Genomic DNA, 15413 nt, shown 5'->3' with positions numbered 1-15413 from the left:
TCAGCCGGCCAGCCCGCGCGCGAAGCCGTACAGCCCGAGCACCGAGCACAGCACCGGCACGATCGCCAACACCAGCACGACCTCGAGGATCTCCGCGTACCGACCGAGATAGGGACTGGGTTCCCGGACGCTGTGCACGACCCCGAGCAGCGCGGCCACCACCCCGACCGCGAGCAGCACCGGCCCGGCGACCGAGAGCAGCTCGGCGCGTTCGGCCATCAGCGGCCCGAGCCCGAGACACACCGCCCCGGACAGCCCGGCGACCAGCAACGGCACCCGCTGCCGCACGATCGGATACAGCCGGGCACGCAGCAGGAACCCGGCGGTCAGGATCATCACCAGGATCAGGCCGGCCTCGCTGCCACTGGTGATCAGCAGGACCTGACAGGGCACGACGACCGCGGCGAGCCCGGCGACCATGCCGGTCAACAGCCCGTCGGCGCGCAACACGGCGGCGTAGACGGCCGAGCGCGGTGGCTGCGGGTCGTCGCGCAGCAGGTCGGCGGCGACCTTCGGCAGCACCGGCATGGGCACCCTGGCCAGCCTGATCGACAGCGGCGCGAGCACGGGGGAGAACGCCAGCCCGGCGCCGGCGATGATCGCGGCGGCCTCGTGGCCGTCGAACACGTCGAGGGTCGCGAGCCAGCCGCCGATCACCGAGAACACCGCGACCGTGGCCGCCCCGACGAACAACGGCAGCCGATCGACCACCCCCAGCAGCGCCACCACCGCTTCCAACAGCAGCGCCGCGCCGGCACCGAGCAACTGCGGCGCGCCGAGGTCCAGCAACCCACGGTCCCCGGCGAACATCAACGCCCCACCGATGAACGCGAACGGCAACCCGACGCCCGCCGCTATCGCGGCGGCGTCGGTGTCACCCCCGGCTCGTGCCAACAACAGCGCCGCCGTGAGCAGCACGGCCGCGACCCCGATCGACCACCACGCCGGCCCGGTCCACGGCGGTCCGGACCGGGTGACGGCGGCGATCGCGAGCCCGACCGAGATCGCGCCGATCGCGAGCCCGGTCTGCCGGGTGTGCCGTGGTCCCCAGCTGGCTCCGGTGCGCGCCGAGCCGGTGGCGATCGCGTCGACCAGGTCGTCGTACTCGAGTTCCGGCCAGTCGGTGTGCGCGTGGGTGAGGTGGAGGACCTCGCCGTCGCGCACCCGCTGCGCGGCCAGGGTGCGGGCGGAGTCGAGCGCCGTGCCGTCCGCGCGGCGCAGCACCCAGCCGCCGTGCGGTGCGCCGAGGTCGGCGAGGTCCTCGCCGGCGTGCCGGAGCAGACCGGGGAGCAGTTCGGCCAGCGGCGAGCGTTCCGGCAGCGCGAGGTCGATCCGGCGGGCGGGCGCCGCGACGGTGACGCGCACCAGGCCAGTGGTGTTCATGGCGCTCCTCGCTGCCGGCCGTCGACGACAGGTTCCTGCCGACGGGTCTGACGGAACGGATGGACGCACTTACCATGTCCGGCAGGAGAGAGCCGGGGAACGGCCTCGGCAGCTTGCGGACACCGCGGGGGAGGTGGGCTGGTGGACCTGGTGCCCGTCGGCCACGATCTCGGGGTGGTGCACGACGGCGCCGGTGGTCGTGCCAGGCAGGTTCGGGTCGGCGCGGAGTTGGCCGAGCTGTCCGAGAGTCAGTACGTGGCCTGGTCGTCGGCACACGCCGACCAGCTGCGCCGGGACGACCCGATGACCGGGGCGTTGCTGGACCGCCGGTTGCTGGCCGAGGTGTCCGATCCGGTGGCGTTCGCGTCCGGCCACCGGTTGCTGCCGCTGGCGTTGGGCTTGGGGAACGCCGTCGACGAACCGTGGCTGTTCTCCGTCGGGTTGCTGTACCAGCCGATGCTGGCGATGACCGGGCCGCTGTATGACCTGTGGCAGTGGGCGCACCTGTCGCCGGATCTGTGGTCGGCCTGCCAGGAGGCGGCGGCGGTCGCGGCGCGGGCGGGGGTCGACGAGCCGACGCAGACCGATCCGGCGGAGGTGCTCGCCGGGGCGCTGGCGACGGCGCCGGAGCTGTTGGCGGCCCGGGTGGCGTGTTTCGACGTGCGGATCGGGGGACCGGCGTGAGCGAGGTGTTCCCGATCGGCCACTACGTCGGCGTGCGGCACCCCGAAGGCCTGCACCACGTCCGCGTGGGCCTGGAACACCAGACCATGACCGACGACGAGTTCGGCGTCTGGGTGTTGTCCCATCAGGACAGTCCACGGTGGAGTACTGAGGACCTGTTGTCACTGGCGGCCAAAGCCGAGCTACTCGAGGCGGAGGCGGCGGTACGGCGGCTGCTGTCGGTTGGCCTGCTGGTCGCGGTGACCGACGCGGTCGAGTTCGCCATGACCTACCGCCTACGCCCCCTGCTGGTCGGCCTCGGCAACACCCCGGAGTTGCCCGACGCGTACGCCGTCGGACTGCCCGGCCAGGAGCCCGCGGTGTTGTCCGCTGGGAGTTACGAGTTGTGGCAGTGGGCGGCGGTGGCGCCGACGTTGTGGCACACCTGTGAGATCCGACTGAAGGTGGGCGGCGTCGCGGTGCCGGCGGCCGGCCTGGCGGCCGAGGCGCTGGCCGACGTGCGCCCCCTGCTGGCCAACAGCTGCGGCTACCTGGACAAGGCCAGATGACCGACCTGCACCGGATAGCCGACGGTCCGGTGGCGACTGTCTATTCAGGACACCGAGCCGGGGTGCCGGTGGCACTCAAGGTGTTCCCCAAACGGTTCGACAAGCGGACCATGTCGGCGTTCACCAAGGAACAGGCCAAGCTGTCGACGGTCCGGCGGATCACCTCGGTGCTGATGGTGGACGGTGTCGAGGACCTGCCGACCGGTGAGCCCGCGTTGCGGATGGAGTTGTGTACCCAGTCGCTCGCCGGCCTGATCGAGCGGTCCGGCCCGCTGGCGGCGGCCGACGTCGCGGTGCTCGGCCGGGCCATGGCGGTGGCCATGGCCGCGGCGCACGGTGTTGGGGTGGTGCACGGTGGGGTGTCGCCGAGCAATGTGCTGTTCCGGGAGAACGGCGAGCCGGCGCTGGGCGACTTCGGGGTGACGCTGCGGCAGGCGTTCACCAGGGATCCGTTGCACGCCATCGAGTACCTGCCACCGGAGACGCTGCGAACCGGCACGTTGGACGAACTGACCGATCTGTACGGTTTGGGCGCGGTGCTGCACTTCGCGCTGACCGGCAGGTCGCCGCACCCGGGGCGGTTGGGCGAACAGCCGGGCGAGCGGGTGCTGCGCATCCTCGGCGAGCCGGTGCCGGCACTCAACCGACCGGATGTCCCGGTAGGACTGTCTACTTTGGTGGCGAGACTCCTGGCGGCCATCCCGGAACACCGCCCGGGCGAGGCGGCCACCGTGGCCGACCAGTTGACGTTCATGCTCCCCGACCCACCGACCCCCCGAACCGAGGACTGGGACGACTTCGACGCGCCGGCGGCCGGGACGCCGGTGATGGCGGAGGGCCCCCCGGACTTCGACGACTTCGGGCCTGGTGCTGGTTGGGCACCGATGCCCGCACCACCAGAGGTGACGGGGTGGTCGCCGGTCGAGCGTGGTGGGCCGCCACCGATCGCCCCGCCACCACTGGTTTCGGCCCCGCCGGTTTCGCCGGACGCAGTGCCACCGGTCAAGGCTCCGATGTCCGAGGGTGTGCCGGCGCCAGCCGCCCCGCCGCCGGATGTTGTCGCGCCGGTCGAGGTCTTGCCGCCGGCATCCGGAGATGCCGAGCCACCGGCCACCACCGGACCACACCCGTCATCCACCCAACCCGGCGTCGTCCTCAGCGCCCCCCGCCGCACCGTCGAAACCGACGACGGTTTCGCCGACGATTTCGGTGCCGCCGCCCGGGCCACGGTCCTGGCCGGCCCACTGGAACGACCGGACCAACCAAGCCGCCGACTGATCCGCTACGACCTGCTCGCCGGCGCGGCCCTGCTGCTCGCCCTGCTCGCGCTCGTCCCCCTGCTCCTGCTGCGCGGCGACCCCGAGGAGATCTCCACGACTCCTCGAGTCCCGGTCGCCAACGGCGTGGACACCGACGCGGTGACGGTCGAACTCGCCGAGCCGACCGACCTCCGCAGCACCGTGCGGCTCACCTGGAAGGCCACCCGCGACCTGGACTTCGCCGTGGTCATCGCCGCCGAAGGGCAGCGCACGCAGGTGCTGCTCGCCGAGCGGGCGCACTCGATGACCGTCGACGTCGACCCGAACCGCAGGTACTGCTTCCTGATCCAGGCGTCTGACGGTGACCAGGTGTACGAGAGCAGACCGCGGCCGTTGCGCGGTGCCGTCTGCCAGAAGTGATCGTGGTGAAGAGGTAACTACCTAAAGAACCTTCTCGAAACCTCTATGCGAACGAGCCTCCATGTGTTCGGATGGTCACGTCAAGTTGCTGTGACACTTGGAGGGAAAGTGAAACGTTCACTATGGTTAGCAGCATTAGCTGGCGCGGCACTAGTCGCCACCACGGTCGTCAACCTGGTCGGCACCCCGCAGGCCAGTGCCGCGCCGGCGTTCCAGATGCCCTTCCCTTGCGGGCAGACGTGGCAGGGACAGACCAGGACCAACCACAGCCCGGCGAACGCGGTCGACTTCAACCGCACCAACGACTCCGGTGACCCGGTGGTCGCCTCCGCCGCCGGCACGGTGTCCAGGGTCGCCAACGAGGGCAGCACGAGCTACGGCCGGTGGATCGAGATCAACCACGGCAGCGGGTGGACCAGCAGGTACGCCCACCTTTCGGTGCAGCGGGTCAGCGTCGGCCAGGCGGTGAGCCGCGGCCAGCGGATCGGCGACGTCGGCAACACCGGCGGCTCCACCGGCGCGCACCTGCACTACGAGCAGCGCTCCGGCGGCTCGGCAGTGAAGATCAAGTTCAACGGCTCCCAGATCCTGTACTGGGGTTCTCGCAACTACACGAGCAACAACTGTGGCGGCGGCGGCAACCCGTACACGCCGACCGAGGTCTGCGGCGCCGGCTACTCGGTGATCGACTCGGCGGCGCTCGGTTCGGCCGGCAAGGTGTACCTGCTCTACAAGTCCGGGGGCACCAACTGCGTGGTCACGCTCAAGTCGACCAACCTGGGCAGCGCGACCTCGATGTCGGCGTTCGTCGAACCCCAGGGCGGCACCAGGGCGACGGACTCCGGTTCGTTCTCCTACTACGCCGGCCCGGTCCGCAAATCGGCCCCGTCGACCTGCGTGAAGTGGGGCGGCAAGATCGGCACCAACACGTACACCAGCCCATGGGAACACTGCGGCTGAGACATTTCGTGCCGGGCGAGCACCCTGTTCGCCCGGCACGAGGTGGCGGTGGTGCTGCCGGGGCGGAATATTCCGCCGGTCGCCACGTGTCGAATCCGGGTTGGGCCTCGTAGGCTTGCCCTCATGAAGGTAAGAATCCTCGGGTTCATGGCAGTTGTCGCCGCGTTTTCTGTCAGTGGATGTGGTCTCAGTGAGGCGTCCGCGGAAGCGTGCACGGCGGGTAAGAAGCAAGGAAAATATGTGCAGGGGATGATCGAGAGTGGCCCGCCGGAAATTATGGTCACTTTAGCGGAAGGGGTGGCTCCGGAGTTCAAGGAGCGAGCCGATGACGCGGACGACGAAGATGTCAAGGCCGCCTTCACGAAGCTGTCGCAGACTTTCACCGACTTCAGTCCGGACATGTCCAAGAGACCGACCGCACTCCAGCAGGATCCAGAATTCGAGCGGTACATCGAGGAATTCAAGACCAGTGTGCGGGATCAGCTGGACGAACTTGACGCGGTCTGTTCCTGAGTGAGCGTTCCGGGGCGACCGCGAACGGCCGCCGCCGGACGACCCCACCGAGCTCAGTCGGATAGGTGCCGTAGCAACGCGGTCAGACCACCACTGGAGAGTTCCAGGGTGGGGCGGGGATTCTTGCTGTCACGTAAGGCGAACCGGTCGGCTTCCAACCGGGCGGCCTCCACACAGTTGCCGCCGCCAGTGCCTCCGTCGCCGGAGAAGCTGCTCCTACGCCAGGTGAGGGTCATGGGAATCCTTCCGGTTTTGTCCTACCCGCAAGTCTCCCCGGCGGCCTTGATGGCGTCCAGTGAATCGGCTGGCGTCAGCGCGCGACCGGTGAGGATGCCCCACTTCTCCAGCAGTGACCGCACGTGTTCGCGGTCTTCGATGTACATCGCGCCACCTGGGCTCTCGGCATAGCCGAAGTCGGGGATCGGTTCAGGCAGAGTGAGAATCGAGAAGGGGCCATTGACCGCCGGCGTCGCGCCCGCCGAGCGGGGGAGCACCTGCATGGTGATGTGCTCGGCCTCGGCCGCGTCCACCAACCTCGCGAGCTGGCCGCGCATCACCGACGACGTGCCGATCGGGGTGGTCAGCACCGTCTCGCTCAGAACTACGTGGTATCGCAACGGTTTGGGGCGATTCAGCACTCGTTGCCGAGCCATCCGGGCGATCACCCGGCGTTCGGTCAGTTCGAAGTCCAGTCCCGGGTTCGAGCCGTTTACCAGTGCTCGTGTGTATTCCGGTGTCTGCAACAGGCCCGGTACGACGAGCGTCTCCAGTTGTCGTACGGCGAGCAGGGTCGCCTCGACGTGCAGCAATTGTTGGAAGTCCACCGGCAGGTCTTTGCGGATCGCCAGCCAGTAGCCGCGCTCGCCGGCCCGCGCGGACAGGCCCATGACCCACTCGCGGGTGTTCGGGTCGGACACTTCGTAAACGTCGAGTAGCCGCTCCACGTCGAAGGACTTCACGCCCTGCTGCCGTGTCTCGATTCGGCTGAGCTTCGAGGACGACCACTTGCCACCAAGTTTGGTCAGCCGCTCGACCACCTCATCGATCGTCCAGCCGTGTTGTTCGCGCAGTTGACGCAACGTCTCGGTGAGCTGCCACTGCCGCACCGTCGCGGTGACCACCCACTTGTTCTCTTCGGACACTCCATACCCCCTTTCGAGTGGAAAATGGGATTCCCACTTTTCATCCAAGTTGGCGTGGACGATCGTATCTCACGTCAGGTGATCAATCGAACACGGGATGTGGCTATGGATGAGTTGCCCGCGATGTGCGAGGAAGAGTTCACCGAGCTGGTGAAGGAGATGGTCGACGAGGAGGCGCCACGCCTGTTCGCCGTCGTCCAGGAGCTGGGTGAGCGTGTCGACGGCCGGATCGCCGCGTGGGGCATGGCGTTCGCCGACCACACCACCGCCGTGGCCGGCCGCGGCTCAGTATTCAGTCTCCGCAGCCCCGAGCGGGTTCGGCAGGCGCTGTGCCAGGCCCCGGACGTGACCGCCCGGCTGGTCTGGGTCACGCCACCGGCACCGGAGTGACCCGTGTCGACCGGCGACGGTACCGAGGCCGGCTGGGGCCATTCGATCCTCGAACCCACCCTGGAGTGGGTCGGGTTCGCGGTCTGCGGCCTGGCGCTCCTGGCCGGCCCACCGCTGTGACCGCGTCCGCCGACCGGCCGGCGTGGCTGCCCGGCTACTTCACCGACCGGCTGCACGCCGTCCTGCCCGACGCCGACCGGATGGTCTTCCGGCGGATACCGATCGGCTGGTCGATGTGCGGCCGGGCGGTGGTGCTCGATCCCGCACTTCGCCGGCCATGTTCCGTTCCGTGCCAACGATGTGTGCGCCTCGCCGGCCCGCAACACTGAAGTTGGCTTCGTCGCGATCCTGGGGGAAAACGTGAGTCATGCCAACCAACCGACCTGGAGTCCGCGAGGACAGTATCCGCGGTCGCGGTTCCAACCACCCCGACAGCCACCCCAGAAGGAGCCTCGACACTGGCTCTGGCTGCTATTTCCGGTGCTGGCCGTCGTGCTGCTCGCTGCCGTACTCGTGCCGATCCAGCTCGCCGACAGCGATGACGACGCTGGCGACCGTGCCGCGTCCGCTGAGCAGACCACCAAGGTGACCGTGCCGACGGAGACACGAACTCCCCGGCCGGCTGGGCGGGACATGGAAGCGGTGACCGCCGCACTGCGCGTGCTCGACCCGTGCCAGCTACCCGGAGTCGAGTTCGCCAGATCGCAGGGATTACCGGAGGCCACGGCCATGCGCACCGGGCCACACTCGTGCCGGCTGCACGCGGACGCGTCGTACTCACCAGGCGTGGTGGAGAAAGGCGTCAAGGTGCGCGTCGGCACTCATTATGTCCACATCGCGCGGTACCTGGCCGCACCGGTGACCATCGGCGATGCCAAGGCCTACCAGGAGATCCGCGGCGAGGAGTGCCGAGTTGTCGTGCCGGTGAGTACCGTACGGGCGATCGAGTTCGCCCACGAGGGCGACGAACGCACGGACCCGTGTGTGACCACGCGCCGGTTCGCCGAGGCCGCGGTGGCCAAGCTGGGCGACCCGGACAGTGTCGCGATGGACCCGGCGTCCTATCCGTACGCCAGGTGGGACGGCTGCACATTGCTTGCACGGGCCCTCGGTGCGGAGGCGAAGACGTTGACCTTCGAACCGGACGGTGTGCAGGATCCGTTCGCGGGCTGCTCTGGGCGGCCGGCACCGCAAAGCGGCGGGCACGGCTCTCGGCTGGCGATCACCTACGAGTCGGCGCCCGACCCGGTTGGCCCGACCCAGCAGCTCGCCGGCAAGGCGGTCGAGGTACTCGAGAGTTCCGAGAGCTGCACAGCGAGCTGGGACAACGGGCCGAGCGGCACTGCGCACAAGTGGTTCGCCACCACGGTCGTCGAACTGACGGTCGGCGACTGCGAAGCCGTTCCGGCCATGGTGAAACAGGTCGTGGCCCTCGCGAGTGACCGCCCGGCCGACGCCACCCCGCAACGCCCGTTGCTCTACGGCCCGGACGACAACGACACCGCCACCAAGGGGGCCTGCGTCCACTTCAGCAACGGAAACGATGACGACTGCGAGCCGTACCAGGAGGTCGACCTGGACGGCACTCCTGCGGAGATTCTCGCCGTGGCCGACGCGAACCGGCACGGCCAGTGCGCGGTGTTCGCGGACGCCATCGAGGCCGGTTTCGGTCCGGCGTACACCGCGGTCACCTGGGCCGTGCACTGTTTCTTCGTCGAGCCGAAACACGAACTGGTGATCAGGGTCAACGTCTCCGCCGGCGGCTGGGGCACCGCTCCCAGCGGCTACGGGCAGGGTGACCTCTTCCGCGACCGCAGGGTGACCGAGATCGCCGGCCTGCCAGCGGTGACGTTCTGGGACAGCGACGGCTCGACGTTCGACGTCTACGTCTCGCCCCATGACAACCTGTCCGCGCCGGGCAACCTGCACATCGGACTGGAGACGCAACCCCCACGCGGCAGCGACCTGGTTACGGTGCCGCTCGACCCGGCGCGGGCCGACCGGGCAGTCGAGGTCATGGCGGAGGCCGTTCTTCGCCTGACAGTCGCACCGCGTTGATGGAGCACTAGCTCAGTGTCTGTGCCATTCGGGTCAGGTGACGCAGCAGGTCGTCCCGCCCGGCCGGCGCCACCCGCACCTGGTCCCCACCGTCGAGGAACGACAACGTGAACCGGCCGTCGCTGGTGTCGGTGTACCGCAGTGGTCGCGGTGCCCGGTGCCGGCGGCCGACCTCGTCCCGGCTGGCCACGGACAGCTCGCCGTGTCCGGTCGATGGCAAGGCCGCCAGCCGTTGCGCGTCCCGCACCTCCGGCCCGGCGCGGCGGACACCGGCCCCGGACGGCGTGCGCTGCCGGCCGTCCCGGCGGGTCGACCGCACCTCCTTCGCGGACACGGTGAACGACCTGCCTCGACCGGCCGGCACCACCGGGATCTGCGCCACCAGACGCTCGGCGAGTTGGGTGGCGTGGACCGAGGTCAGCCAGATCGTCGAGTCCGCCTGGCGGACCGCGAAAACGGCTTCCCGGCCGGCGCTGGCGGCGAGCACTCCGACGGTCTGGCCTTCGTGCGCGATCCAGCCGTAGTACTCGACCTTCGGCCGGCACAACACGGTGAGCGCGCCGGCGACCTCCCGCTCCAGCCTGCCGTAGCGGTCCCGCCAGCCGAGTTCGGCGATCAACTCCTGGCCCCGCAGCCGGAGCGCGTCGCGCCCGGCCGTCGGTAGCCACTGGGCCTCGGGCGCCAGGGTCTTGTGCAGTTCGCCGAGGTTCGCGTCAGCCACCAGCCATGCCAGCAGCGACGCCGGCACGGTGGCCGGCGTGGGTAGCACCACGTCAGTCGTCCTCACCGATGACCTGCGGCGCGGTGAACACGTCGGTGCCGAACAGTTCGTCGGGATCGCCGCCTTCGAGCCATTCCGGTCTCTTGTGCTCGGCGTCCTCACTGTCACCGCCTCGACCACCCGCGCCCATCGGCATCCCGCCCATACCCGCACCACCACCACGTCCACCGACCGTTCCGGCAGTCGGTCCCGGTCGTCCGACCGGCCCATGCGGCTCCGCCCCGACAACGCGCCCACCCGGCCCGCCTGGCGCTCCACCGCCGCCTGGTATTCCGCCGGCGCGTGGGCCTGCGCCACCACCACCGGGCGCACCACCGCCGGGTACGCCACCGTGCGGACGCCCGAACAGGTTCGGACCACCCACAACGCCTGGGCCACCGCCGAACGGTGGTCCGCCAGTCGCGCCGACGGGCACCCTGCCCGCACCAGGACCAGTCGGCAGCACAGGTTGACCAGAAGGATTGGGCACGAACGAGTCGGGCGTCGTGATGCCCGGAGGCGGCGTGTTTCCCGCGCTGCCAGAGCCGGACGAGCCATTGCCTGGCCCGGGCTGAAGTGTGCCGCCAGGCCCTGGCGTCGGCGTGCGGTCACCCTGCGGACGCTCGTCAACCCGCGACGAGCCCTCACCCCCGGCACCCCGGGCGGAGTCACCGCCGGAGTCACTGCTGGTCTCGAACACCGAGCCGGCAGCGCCGGTGGCGGTGTGATCCGAGCCGATGACGATTCCGGCGTTGTCGTCGGACAGCGCACCGTAACTGGCCGGTAGGTTGGTGGTGTTGTAGTCGGAGGCGCTGGAGTAGCCGTTCATCACATCGACGTTGTTCTGCGCCGCCGCACTGTGCTCGTCAACCCGCTGCTCATGGTCGATGAGCACGGTCGGATCGGTGAAGACAGTCGTCGGGTTGATCGGCTCCGGTGTCGGTGGTACGGGCACCACCCGCCCCTTGGCCTCACTGAACGACCCAGCCTGCCGATTCGTCAAATCCTGTGCGGTTCCCAATGCCATCCCCGACAGCTGATGCTCGACAGCCACCGGTCCCGCGCCCCGCTGCGCCGCCGCCGCCGCATCTCCTTCCCAAGCCGACTCCATCCGGCCCACCAGGCTCTGAATATCGGTCGCCCGGGTGTCATAGGTTTTGGCGATGTCGTTCAGGATGGCTGCACCGGCGAAGAGCCCGTTCGGTCCGTCTCCGTCAGTGAAGTTCCGGTAGATATCGTCACCGGTCATACCAATCAGCCCGAACATCAGCTTCCCTCTTGGATCGTCGCCAACGCCGCCGTCGCCACCTGTTCCGCCCGGTCACAGGAACCCGAGGCATCCAGCGAACCTTGCTCGGTGGCGCTGAATGCCAATGAGTCGCTGACGCCGACAACTATGTTGCACATTCCCGATGAGCGGAGATCTGGACTGTTTGCGAATACTGCCGGATACTCATCTATTTCAGTTGGTCGGAAATCTTCAAACTGGTCGCGACCGCGATAAGTGTCAGACAGGCCGTTGTTGTTGCCTGTAACGAATCCCACTCCAATGGTGCTGTCTTCTTCGGCCGAGGCATGCCACGAGCAGAATGGGCCAACTTGTTCTGCTACGGCGCCGGTGGTCTCTGGGATTCCAGGTCGGGTCACTCCGAGTGAGGCCAGTTGTTCCTGGTCCAGTACAGCGCAGGGGTCGGCGATGAAGTGGCTCGCGTCTAGTGGATTTGCCACTAAAGGAGTGTTCTCGGCTGGACCGTCAGGCTCTGACTCAGAGTGTCGGGTATCGTTCGGTCCTGATTGTTCGCTGGTTGGTGTTGATGGTGTGCCGTTCGTCTCTGGCGAACAGGCGATTCCCAGCGCGCCTGCCAAGGCCAATATTACGATTAGCGGGATGCGTGAACTGATCTTATCAGTGCTCATTAACATCTCGCATCCGTGCCGCATTTTGTTCATCGTCGGAAGCGTAGAGTGATTTCGCGGTAGACAGTTTTTCAATGTATGAGTTCACGTACGTCACCATGGCCGCGTTATGGGTCAGGGCCTTGTCGAGAGAGCTGTTTGTGGCACTTTGTTGCAGTCTGCTCATGATGTCATCGGCGGGTGGTCTTATCAAGTTCTGGGCTTGCATAATTCTTCGCCCGTCAAGCCGGATTTCGTCGCGGATCCTGGCCCACTCGCCGATGATCGCGTCGAGTTCCTCCAGTGAGGCGAAGACGTACCTGCCGCCGGAGCCCCCACCGCCGCTGCCGGTGATCGAGTAGCCGGCGTTGCCCAACGGCGGCTGTGCGTTCGTCATCCCCGTACCTCCCCAGGTGCGCGGCGATTCTACTGTCTGTGTCCGTCCGGGTACACCGCGCCAGTTGAGCGTATGGCGGAAATTTCGTGTTTGTGCACGTTTTGACGAGGGTCACCCGTCTGGAGCATGGCGAATCTGCTCGCCGATCGGGCACTCGATAGCGTCGGTTCATGGCCATCGAACGTGATCATGGGCTGGTTGCGCGGTTCACCGCCGCGGCGACGGGCACAGGTAGCGACCAGCAGTTCGAAATGCCGCGGTTCCTGCGTACCGGCGCCGACGCGTTCGCGGTGCCATCCCGACGGCGACCGCGCCGGACCGATGTCGTCACCTATCGGTTGCGTGTGGACCTGGACGAGACCGAGCCGCCGTTGTGGCGGCGGCTCGAGGTCGCCTCGGACCTGTTCCTGAACGAGCTGCACGACATCGTCCAGGTCGCGTTCGGTTGGACCGACAGCCACCTGCACCGGTTCTCCCTCGGCGACGAGAACTTCCTGTGCCCGTTCGACGTCGAGGAGGGCGACGAGGGCGTCCCGGAGAACGAGGTCCGCCTGGACGAGGTGCTCGCCGAGGCCGGCGACGAGTTGACCTACATCTACGACTTCGGCGACTACTGGCAGCACACCGTCGCACTGGAGGCCGTACGGCCGCGGGCGGCCACCGCGCCCCGGGCGGTGTGCACCGCCGGGAGCCGTCCGGGTCCACCCGAGGACTGTGGCGGGGTCCCCGGCTACGAACTGGTCGCCGCCGCCACGGACCCGAGCCGGCCTGACCATCGGGACGCGCTCGCGGCCTACCGCGAGTACTACGGCACCGACCCGGGGTACACCCTGACCCCGTTCGACGCCGATGAGATCACCCGAGCACTCGCGGAAGAATCGAGTCCAGCCGTTGTGCCGGAGCCGCTCCGGGAGCTGACGGACGCGGTCCGGACCGCCAGTGGCCAGCGGTTGGTGCGGAAGCTGCTCGCCGACGCGGCCCTGGACACCCCGGTGGACCTCGATCCGGAAACCGCCGCGCGCATGGTGCGGCCGTACACCTGGCTGCTGGATCATGTCGGTTCCGACGGCATCACGTTGACCGGCGCCGGTTATCTCCCGCCGGCCCACGTCGAGGCGGCCGTGGCCGCGCTCGATCTGGCCGAGGAGTGGATCGGTAAGAAGAACCGCGAGGTGCAGACACTGCCGGTGCTGAACCTGCGCGAGTCGGCCCAGCGGGCCGGGCTGCTGCGCAAGTATCGCGGGAAACTGTTGCTGACCACCAAGGGCAGCCAGGTGCGCACGGATCCGGTCGCGCTGTGGTGGCAACTCGCCAGCCAGACCCCGCCGCGTTCCAAGGACACCTGGCGGACGCACGGCGGGCTCGCCCTCCTGCTGCTGACCGCCGCGCGTAGCACCGACGACCTCAACGCGACCGTCGTCGAACTGCTCCGCGCGATCGGCTGGGCCCACGGCGACGGGACCCCGGTGCTTCATCCCGGTGACGCGACGTTGCAGATGAGCAGTCTGCTGCGGCGTCTTGGCGGACTGGCGTGGGAGGGCAGGCCCGGGGAAGGGCGGGAGCTGCCGACATCAGCGGGCGCCCTGTTCGCCAGGGCGGCGCTGACCACCTGACCGCCCAGTATTTCACGGAATTCTTTCATCGGTACTGATTACGGATCAGTATCATCGCGATAAGGGACGCAACGCGGGCTTCCGGTTCGGCGAAACAGGGTACGGCCGAATTTTGCCCAAATCTCTGGAGTGGTGCGATGGAATCCGTTGGGTACGCGGTGGTCGATGTCGAGACGACCGGATTGTTCGCGGGTCGGTGGCACAACCGCATTGCCGAGATCGGTATCGTCCTGGTGGGCCGCGACGGCGCGATCACCGACGAGTGGAGCACGCTCGTCAACCCGGAGCGCGACCTCGGCCCGCAGCACGTGCACGGAATTCAGGCAAGCGATGTCCGGTTGGCGCCCACTTTCGCGGACATCGCGCCGGATGTTGCGATGTTTCTCAAGGGTCGGGTAATCGTCGCGCACAATCTGGCATTTGATGCCCGGTTCCTGCGATACGAGTTCGACCGGCTCGGCTTGTCGGTGCCGGTGGACGTCGAACTCGGGCTGTGCACGATGAACCTGTCGGGCCGGTATTTGCGTAGTTCGGCACGGTCATTGGCCGCCTGCTGCGCGATAGTGGGTATTCGGCAGGTCGCGGCGCATTCCGCCCTGCATGACGCGCGGTCTGCGGCGGAACTGCTCGGCCACCTCATCCGGCTGGCCGACCGGCCGGAGCCCTGGTCGGCGCTGTTCTCGACCGAACCCACCTGGCCCGCCCTGCCAGAGCCGAGCGGGCGCACCCACCACCGAAGCACGCCCGGCACTCGGCAACCGGACTTCCTCGCCCGTCTCGTCGACCGGTTGCCCGGGGTACCGGACGTGCCACACGCCGACGACTACCTCGCCCTGCTCGACCGGGCGTTGCTCGACCGGCACCTGTCGGCCAGCGAGCAGGACGCGTTGCTGGACTTGGCCGAGTCGCTGGGTATCTCGGTCGCCGTGGCGATGGACCTGCACCACCGATACCTCAACTCGCTCGCTCAGGTGGCGTTGCGGGACGAGGTCGTGACCGACGACGAGCGGCACGACCTGCTACGGGTCGCCGGCCTGCTCGGCCTTGCGTCGGGCGACGTCGACGCCGCGTTGCGGGCCGCGGCGACCGGTGCGGAACCCCAGGCGCCGGACCGGTTCCGGCTCGACGTCGGGGACACGGTCGCGTTCACCGGGCAGCTGGGTGGGGAGCGCGGGGCTTGGGAGCGGCGCGCCGTCGTCGCCGGGTTGACGGTCACCGGGCGTGGCGTGACCAGGCGGACGCGCCTGCTCGTCGCCGCGGATCCGGATTCGTTGTCCGGCAAGGCACGCAAGGCCCAGCGGTACGGCATCCCCATCGTGACCGCGGCGGCCTTCGACACGATGCTTGAGCGACTGGGCGGCTGAACACCTCAGCGCGACGCGCGGCGGGT

17 protein-coding genes are annotated in these 15413 nt (G+C 68.4%); 10 read left to right on the top strand and 7 right to left on the bottom strand.

The features are described 5' to 3' along the window. The gene (gene eccD / locus ACYVIP_RS34335) at nt 1–1383 is read right to left on the bottom strand and encodes a type VII secretion integral membrane protein EccD (protein WP_460404016.1); all 1383 of its coding nucleotides are present in this window, start codon (nt 1381–1383) and stop codon (nt 1–3) included. 141 nt (nt 1384–1524) lie between these two features. On the opposite strand from eccD, the gene ACYVIP_RS34330 reads away from it, so the two are divergent. The 5 genes from ACYVIP_RS34330 to ACYVIP_RS34310 all read left to right on the top strand — a co-directional run bounded on the left by ACYVIP_RS34330 (nt 1525) and on the right by ACYVIP_RS34310 (nt 5767). After that, the gene (locus ACYVIP_RS34330) at nt 1525–2067 is read left to right on the top strand and encodes a hypothetical protein (protein WP_460404014.1); all 543 of its coding nucleotides are present in this window, start codon (nt 1525–1527) and stop codon (nt 2065–2067) included. Next, the gene (locus ACYVIP_RS34325; protein ID WP_460404012.1) at nt 2064–2615 is read left to right on the top strand and encodes a hypothetical protein; all 552 of its coding nucleotides are present in this window, start codon (nt 2064–2066) and stop codon (nt 2613–2615) included. The genes ACYVIP_RS34330 and ACYVIP_RS34325 overlap by 4 nt, the downstream gene beginning before the upstream one ends. Continuing rightward, nucleotides 2612–4294: a serine/threonine protein kinase gene (locus tag ACYVIP_RS34320; RefSeq protein ID WP_460404010.1), complete on the top strand. Its 1683-nt coding sequence runs from the start codon at nt 2612–2614 to the stop codon at nt 4292–4294. The genes ACYVIP_RS34325 and ACYVIP_RS34320 overlap by 4 nt, the downstream gene beginning before the upstream one ends. Before the next feature lie 108 nt (nt 4295–4402). Further along, nucleotides 4403–5254 (top strand): M23 family metallopeptidase, encoded by an 852-nt coding sequence (locus ACYVIP_RS34315; RefSeq protein WP_460404008.1) that lies wholly within the window; start codon nt 4403–4405, stop codon nt 5252–5254. 123 nt (nt 5255–5377) lie between these two features. Next, nucleotides 5378–5767, top strand: a complete 390-nt coding sequence (locus tag ACYVIP_RS34310) for a hypothetical protein (RefSeq protein ID WP_460404007.1) — start codon at nt 5378–5380, stop codon at nt 5765–5767. Between the two features lie 53 nt (nt 5768–5820). Here ACYVIP_RS34310 and ACYVIP_RS34305 read toward each other — a convergent pair whose 3' ends face one another. Beyond that, a complete protein-coding gene (locus ACYVIP_RS34305; protein WP_460404006.1) occupies nt 5821–6003 on the bottom strand; it encodes a DUF397 domain-containing protein in 183 nt (60 codons plus the stop codon). Between the two features lie 21 nt (nt 6004–6024). Next, on the bottom strand, nt 6025–6909 hold the full coding sequence (locus tag ACYVIP_RS34300) for a helix-turn-helix domain-containing protein (protein WP_460404005.1): 885 nt from the start codon (nt 6907–6909) through the stop codon (nt 6025–6027). Nucleotides 6910–7014: 105 nt separating this feature from the next. On the opposite strand from ACYVIP_RS34300, the gene ACYVIP_RS34295 reads away from it, so the two are divergent. From ACYVIP_RS34295 to ACYVIP_RS34285, 3 genes are all read left to right on the top strand, one after another. Beyond that, complete coding sequence (locus ACYVIP_RS34295; RefSeq protein WP_460404004.1) at nt 7015–7299, top strand: hypothetical protein; 285 nt, start codon at nt 7015–7017, stop codon at nt 7297–7299. Between the two features lie 116 nt (nt 7300–7415). Then, a complete protein-coding gene (locus ACYVIP_RS34290) occupies nt 7416–7628 on the top strand; it encodes a hypothetical protein (RefSeq protein WP_460404003.1) in 213 nt (70 codons plus the stop codon). 151 nt (nt 7629–7779) lie between these two features. After that, the gene (locus ACYVIP_RS34285) at nt 7780–9357 is read left to right on the top strand and encodes a hypothetical protein (protein ID WP_460404002.1); all 1578 of its coding nucleotides are present in this window, start codon (nt 7780–7782) and stop codon (nt 9355–9357) included. 7 nt (nt 9358–9364) lie between these two features. On the opposite strand, the gene ACYVIP_RS34280 is transcribed toward ACYVIP_RS34285, so the two are convergent. Genes ACYVIP_RS34280 through ACYVIP_RS34265 form a run of 4 tightly spaced genes read right to left on the bottom strand, consistent with a single transcriptional unit; the run spans nt 9365 to nt 12410 of the window. After that, nucleotides 9365–10144 carry an ESX secretion-associated protein EspG gene (locus ACYVIP_RS34280; RefSeq protein WP_460404001.1) on the bottom strand — a complete coding sequence of 260 codons (780 nt, stop codon included), beginning with the start codon at nt 10142–10144 and terminating at the stop codon, nt 9365–9367. Further along, a complete protein-coding gene (locus tag ACYVIP_RS34275; protein ID WP_460404000.1) occupies nt 10131–11384 on the bottom strand; it encodes a hypothetical protein in 1254 nt (417 codons plus the stop codon). The genes ACYVIP_RS34280 and ACYVIP_RS34275 overlap by 14 nt, the downstream gene beginning before the upstream one ends. Beyond that, complete coding sequence (locus tag ACYVIP_RS34270) at nt 11384–12067, bottom strand: DUF3558 domain-containing protein (RefSeq protein WP_460403999.1); 684 nt, start codon at nt 12065–12067, stop codon at nt 11384–11386. Before ACYVIP_RS34270 ends, ACYVIP_RS34275 begins: the two co-directional genes overlap by 1 nt. Then, the gene (locus ACYVIP_RS34265) at nt 12024–12410 is read right to left on the bottom strand and encodes a hypothetical protein (RefSeq protein WP_460403998.1); all 387 of its coding nucleotides are present in this window, start codon (nt 12408–12410) and stop codon (nt 12024–12026) included. The genes ACYVIP_RS34270 and ACYVIP_RS34265 overlap by 44 nt, the downstream gene beginning before the upstream one ends. Nucleotides 12411–12580: 170 nt before the next feature. On the opposite strand from ACYVIP_RS34265, the gene ACYVIP_RS34260 reads away from it, so the two are divergent. Beyond that, a complete protein-coding gene (locus tag ACYVIP_RS34260; protein WP_460403997.1) occupies nt 12581–14023 on the top strand; it encodes a plasmid pRiA4b ORF-3 family protein in 1443 nt (480 codons plus the stop codon). 137 nt (nt 14024–14160) lie between these two features. Beyond that, the gene (locus ACYVIP_RS34255; RefSeq protein ID WP_460403996.1) at nt 14161–15387 is read left to right on the top strand and encodes an exonuclease domain-containing protein; all 1227 of its coding nucleotides are present in this window, start codon (nt 14161–14163) and stop codon (nt 15385–15387) included. The last annotated feature ends 26 nt before the right edge of the window (nt 15388–15413 follow it).

This window comes from Actinophytocola sediminis, from assembly GCF_054779715.1.
This window is presented reverse-complemented; position numbering and strand designations above follow the sequence as displayed.